Source organism: Mycobacterium sp., assembly GCF_050701675.1.
GTDB lineage: Bacteria > Actinomycetota > Actinomycetes > Mycobacteriales > Mycobacteriaceae > Mycobacterium.
Genome location: NZ_JBOGDD010000640.1, coordinates 1 through 5,029, shown reverse-complemented (window position 1 = coordinate 5,029; position 5,029 = coordinate 1). Strand labels below are relative to the sequence as shown.

Annotated in this window: 6 protein-coding genes and 1 other RNA gene; 1 reads left to right on the top strand and 6 read right to left on the bottom strand. The window is 65.5% G+C overall.

Going from position 1 to position 5,029, the window contains the following annotated elements:
• Positions 1-219: 219 nt before the first annotated feature.
• Complete coding sequence (locus tag ACRDUX_RS19695; RefSeq protein WP_526415699.1) at positions 220-759, bottom strand: SRPBCC family protein; 540 nt, start codon at positions 757-759, stop codon at positions 220-222.
• A gap of 187 nt (positions 760-946) precedes the next feature.
• On the opposite strand from ACRDUX_RS19695, the gene ACRDUX_RS19690 reads away from it, so the two are divergent.
• On the top strand, positions 947-1,435 hold the full coding sequence (locus ACRDUX_RS19690; RefSeq protein ID WP_526415698.1) for a universal stress protein: 489 nt from the start codon (positions 947-949) through the stop codon (positions 1,433-1,435).
• 180 nt (positions 1,436-1,615) lie between these two features.
• Here the strand turns inward: ACRDUX_RS19690 and ACRDUX_RS19685 are convergent, their stop codons facing one another.
• From ACRDUX_RS19685 to ACRDUX_RS19665, 5 genes are all read right to left on the bottom strand, one after another.
• The gene (locus ACRDUX_RS19685; RefSeq protein ID WP_526415697.1) at positions 1,616-2,608 is read right to left on the bottom strand and encodes a cutinase family protein; all 993 of its coding nucleotides are present in this window, start codon (positions 2,606-2,608) and stop codon (positions 1,616-1,618) included.
• Positions 2,609-2,703: 95 nt separating this feature from the next.
• Positions 2,704-3,072: a transfer-messenger RNA gene (gene ssrA, locus ACRDUX_RS19680) on the bottom strand.
• Between the two features lie 126 nt (positions 3,073-3,198).
• On the bottom strand, positions 3,199-4,047 hold the full coding sequence (locus ACRDUX_RS19675) for an EamA family transporter (RefSeq protein WP_526415700.1): 849 nt from the start codon (positions 4,045-4,047) through the stop codon (positions 3,199-3,201).
• On the bottom strand, positions 4,044-4,544 hold the full coding sequence (gene smpB, locus ACRDUX_RS19670; RefSeq protein WP_526415696.1) for an SsrA-binding protein SmpB: 501 nt from the start codon (positions 4,542-4,544) through the stop codon (positions 4,044-4,046). Before smpB ends, ACRDUX_RS19675 begins: the two co-directional genes overlap by 4 nt.
• Before the next feature lie 2 nt (positions 4,545-4,546).
• A partial coding sequence (locus ACRDUX_RS19665; RefSeq protein WP_526415695.1) for an FtsX-like permease family protein occupies positions 4,547-5,029 on the bottom strand: 483 nt, incomplete at its 5' end.

Genomic DNA, 5,029 nt, shown 5'->3' with positions numbered 1-5,029 from the left:
CCGTCGGCGTATTCGTGATCAAGGATGGCAAACCCGTCTGGTCTCCAGCGATGGACAACACTCGCATCGCGATGATGGGAGTGTTGGTGGGGCTGGTGTCGGCAACCCTTGCCACCATCGCCATGGTTCGCCGCCCGCCGTGGCCCGATCTGCATGGCGAGATCTCCCGGCGACTTTAGCGCCACTCGGAGAACCGCACCGCCACGGGCAAGATCGTCGTCAAGGTGCGCTGAGAGCGTCGCGTTCAGCGAGGCCCTTCAGGGTGCGCAGCTGCTTGCGCATCATCAGCAGATTGACCAGCGCGAGGATCTGACCGAGCAGCCACGGGCCGTCGAACAGCACCCGCACGTGCAGTCGTGTGCCGTTACCGACCGGCGTGATCGCATAGGAGTTGCTCACCTTGGCGACCCGTGCCAACTGCCCAAACTCTCGCTGCCGCAACGTGATGTGCTCATCGGGCGAGAATGCCACCAGTTCGAAGACGTGCACGCGGCCGAAGATGCGGACGAAACGCTGGCCGACGGCCAGTTCGGCCAGTCCGACCGACCGGCTGCGCGGACTGCGTCGGCCGGTGTTGTCGAGCAGGTCGTAGCTGTAGGGCGCCACCCGCAACTGGCACAGCCAGGCGAACACGACCGGAGGCGGCGCATCAATGGAGATCGCGCGGTCCATCCGTACCGAATCAGAAGACGCGAGCCCGTCGCACGGCAGCGCCGCCCTCAGTTCCGCTTCGCTGACACCCCAGGTCGTACCCCACATACCGACTATATTACTTTATGTCTATATAGATGTAAACCGATGAATGACGTCGGGGCTGCCACGCTTCCTTCCGACCTCGCCGATCATGCAGTGCGCCAATGTTCGTCCCCTGGATCGCCAATCCGGTCCCTCGTCGAGGACCAAGCGCTAACGTTCCCTGTCGTCGTGACGACCCTTGGGAGGCGACATGGACGGCTATCGGACCGTGGTGGTTGGGACCGACGGTTCCGAATCCTCATTGCGCGCGGTCGACAGCGCAGGCAAGGTCGCAGCGCAGGCGAATGCGAAGCTGATCGTCGCCAGTGCGCATGTGACGGCCGTCGAGAAGGGCGGCTGGTCAAGAGCACCATCGCACGATCGTGTGTCCGACCCCCGCGCCGCGGACGCACTTGGCGGCGAGGGCTACAAGTTGCACGGCAGTGCGCCCGTGTACGCGATCCTTCAGGAGGCGCATGACCGGGCCAAGGGCGCCGGCGCTCGGGACATCGAGCTGCGGGCGATAGAAGGCGCGCCCGTCCACGCACTGGTGAAGCTGGTCGAAGAAGTCAACGCGAACCTGCTCGTCGTCGGCGACGTAGGACTGGACTCTGTCGCCGGACGGTTCCTGGGCTCGGTGCCCGCCGAGGTCGCCCGCAAAGCCAGGATCGACATCCTCATCGTCCACACGGCCGACTAAGGTTGGGTGACTCACCGTACCGACTCACCAATAGCGGACGGCACCCTGGAACATCTTCGCCAGCAACCACTTACCGCTCTCGGTCGGTGAGTTGCAGCAGACAACCCATTGGGCATGCCCGGTGAGGTACACCCGTCTGCGCCCGAGCCGGTCAGGCAGGTGCGAGAGCCGCGGCGGTCCCTAGACCAATCCCAATTCGGGGGTCGGCGAGGCAGGCCCGAATGTCGACGGGCCAGATCCCGGTGGCTGCAGTCCGTACCCCGGCGTCTCTGGGCCGTATCCCGGCGTCTCGGGGCCGGGTGGCGGACCGTGCGCCGACGACTCCGGACCGTACCCAGGCGTTTCCGGGCCATACCCCGGTGGCTGCAGGCCATACCCCGGCGCTTGCAGGCCGTACCCCGGCGCCTCCGGGCCGTACTCAGGTGGCAGACCGTAGTCCGGGCCGTACCCGGGCACCGTCTGACCGGATCCGGCCAGCAGCTTGGCCGCAACGAAGGCCGCTGCCTGGGTGGTGTACACGGGGATGTAGCCCTCGGTGTGTCCGCTCCATTCGTTGCCAGGACCCGCGTGACAGATCGGGTCGTTGGGGTTGCACAGGTCGATCGCCTTGGAACCGAGCAGTGCGCTCCGGGTCGGCAGCGCCTCGCCGCTGCGGGTGGCCACGTCGCCGAAGGTAGCGACTGCCGTGACGTTGTTCGCGTACTGGGCCGGTAGAGGATCGCCCCATTTGATGCCGGCCAGACGAACGTCGGCGACGATGTCGATCACGCTCGCGCCTTGCGAGTAGCCGCCTAGGACGATCTTGGTGTCCGGGCAGGAGGACACCGTGGACTTGATGTGGGAAATCGCGTCTTTGGCGCCGTCATCACCGTGCAGCTGCAGCTTGCTGGCCTTGTAGTTCACCGCGTAGGTGTCGATGTTCATGCCGCCGGTCTGCTTGCGCAGCGAGTCGACGAAGGCATCGCCGACACGGCCGAGACCGGGCGGCTCATCGGTGCCGCGCGCGAAGATGACCTCGGCGTCGGCGCAGTCGTCGGCAGAAGCTACCGGCGGCGCGCTAGGGGCAACGAGCAGGACGCCGGCGGTGAGAAGTGCCGAAGCGCCGAGCCCGACCCAACGACCGGCTGACCGCGCGCTGCCCGCCCGAGGGCGACGCGTGCGGCGTGAAAACATCCCTAAATCTAACCCGCATCCAGGGAGGAGCAACCTCGCGTGCTGACGGGACAAAGAAAACAGGCCAGGGATTACATCCCTGACCTGCATCTTTGTTGTGGAGCTGCCGGGAATCGAACCCGGGTCCTACGGCATTCCCTCGAGGCTTCTCCGTGCGCAGTCCGCTATGTCTCTACTTGGATCTCTCGTTCACGCGAACAAGCCGAGATGACGATCCCAGTCGCTGTTTGGTGTCCCGATATGTCCCGCGACCGGACGTATCGGTTTGTCCCTCTAGCTGATGCCAGGGTCCGGGCCGAGGGCGCTCCCGGTCTGACAGACACACCGTCGCTTAGGCAGCGAGGGCGTAGTCGCGCTGATTGGAATCGGCGCTTAATTGGTTGCAACGACGCTTACGGTGGTCATTTGCCTGCACCGGCACGCTTCCCTTGATTCGATGCGCGAAGTCGAAACCGTTCAGCCCCTCGCACCCCTGCCGAACTTCAGCAGGAAAGTCGATTCTACCCACGGATACGACAACGGCCACCGAATAACTGGTCCCGGTCCGGTCACGGCGCGAATCGGCCGCCGATCACCCGATCGGGTAGGCGTTACCCTCCGGCGATCAGGGCCACCGCCGCCAGGGCCAACACCATGCCGGCGGCCTGCCAGCGCGTCACCTTCTCCTTGAGCACCACCAACGCGAGCCCCACCGTCGCAGCAGGGTAGAGCGACATCAACACACCGGCCAGCGACAACAGCGATGCGTGCAATGCCAACAGCATCGCCACGTTGGCGATCGTGTCGATGACGCCCGCGGCGAGCGCGAGGCGCAGCGGGGTTCCATTCGGCGCGCTGAAGCTTCGAGTGATCAGGGCGATGACGACGACGACGGCGCTGGCCGAGATCCTCGCGAAGACCAGCGGCCAGAGGTTGGCCTCGACGGGCGCCTGCGCGATCATGACGAAGTTCATCCCGAACGCCAGGCCAGAGCCGACGGTGAGCCAGGCGACCTTGGCCGTGAAACGGTGCTGCCGCTCAGGATCGTCGTCCCGAACCTCCCTGGAGACGAGCAGCACCGCGACCAACGCCAGCACGATGCCGACGACGGCGACTGCCGTGGGCCGCTCCCCCAGCACCAGGCCGACGCCGACGGGAACACCCGCGACGAGCACGGCCGTCAGCGGCGACACCACCGATATCGGGCCCGCTCCGAGGGCGGCGTAGAACCACCACACGCCGAACGCCTGGCTGATGCCGCACAGGCCACCCCACAGCACCGCGGGAGGCGACACGTGGCCACCGACGACCAGGGCGATCACGGTCAGCAGGACCATCGCCACCGGATAGGACACCAGCACCACCCGCAGGGCGGCCACCCTGCGCGACGCCAGACCGCCGACGAAGTCGCTCACCCCGTAGCCGACTGCGGACGTCAGGGCGAAGAGGACCCCGATCAGGTCATGCCCTTGGAGCGCCTGCCCAGCTCTCTGGTGATCTCACGGTCCGCGTCGCGCTTGGCCAGATCCTGCCGCTTGTCATGCGCCTGCTTGCCCCGGGCCAGCGCCAGCTCCACCTTGACCTTGCCGTCCAGAAAGTACAGCGACAGCGGGACCAGCGACAGGTTGCCGTCCTGGATCTTGCCGATCAGCGTGTCGATCTGGCTGCGGTGCAGCAGCAGCTTCCGGTTGCGCCGCGGCGCGTGGTTGGTCCAGCTGCCGTGGTGATACTCGGGGATGTGGACGTTGCGCAGCCAGATCTCGCCGTCGTCGACCGTGGCGAACGCGTCGGCCAGCGAGGCCTGCCCGTCGCGCAGTGCCTTGACCTCGGTACCCATCAACGCGATACCCGCCTCGAACGTGTCGAGGATCGAATAGTTGTGCCGCGCCCTGCGGTTGGTGGCCACGATCTGGTTGTTGCGGTTCTTCTTGACCTCCGCGGCCGACTTCTTCGCCACGGCTAACGCCGTACGTAGAGGCGCAGCGTGACGTAACCCGTGGCACCTGCCATCGCCACCCCCACGAAGAGCAGGATCGGCGAGATGTAGAGGATGTCGGCGTAGTCGATCCTGGCGATCAGATTCGCCTGATAGAACTGGTTGAGCGCCTTCTCGAGGAATAGTGCGCGCACCAGAATCAGGCCGACGATCGATATCACCACACCGATGAACGCGGCCAGCATGGCCTCGACGAGGAAGGGCAGCTGCGTATACCAACGGCTTGCGCCAACCAGTCGCATGATGCCCACCTCCGTTCTTCGTGTGTAAGCCGCGACTTGAACCATGTTGGCTATCAACAGGATCGCACCGACGGCCTGGACCAGTGCCACGGCGAACGCCGCGGCACTCAATCCGTCGAGCACTGCGAAGAGCCGGTCGATCAGGTCCTTCTGGTTCAGCACGTTGAGAACACCGGGCTGGGCCTTCAACGCGTCGTCGAAGTC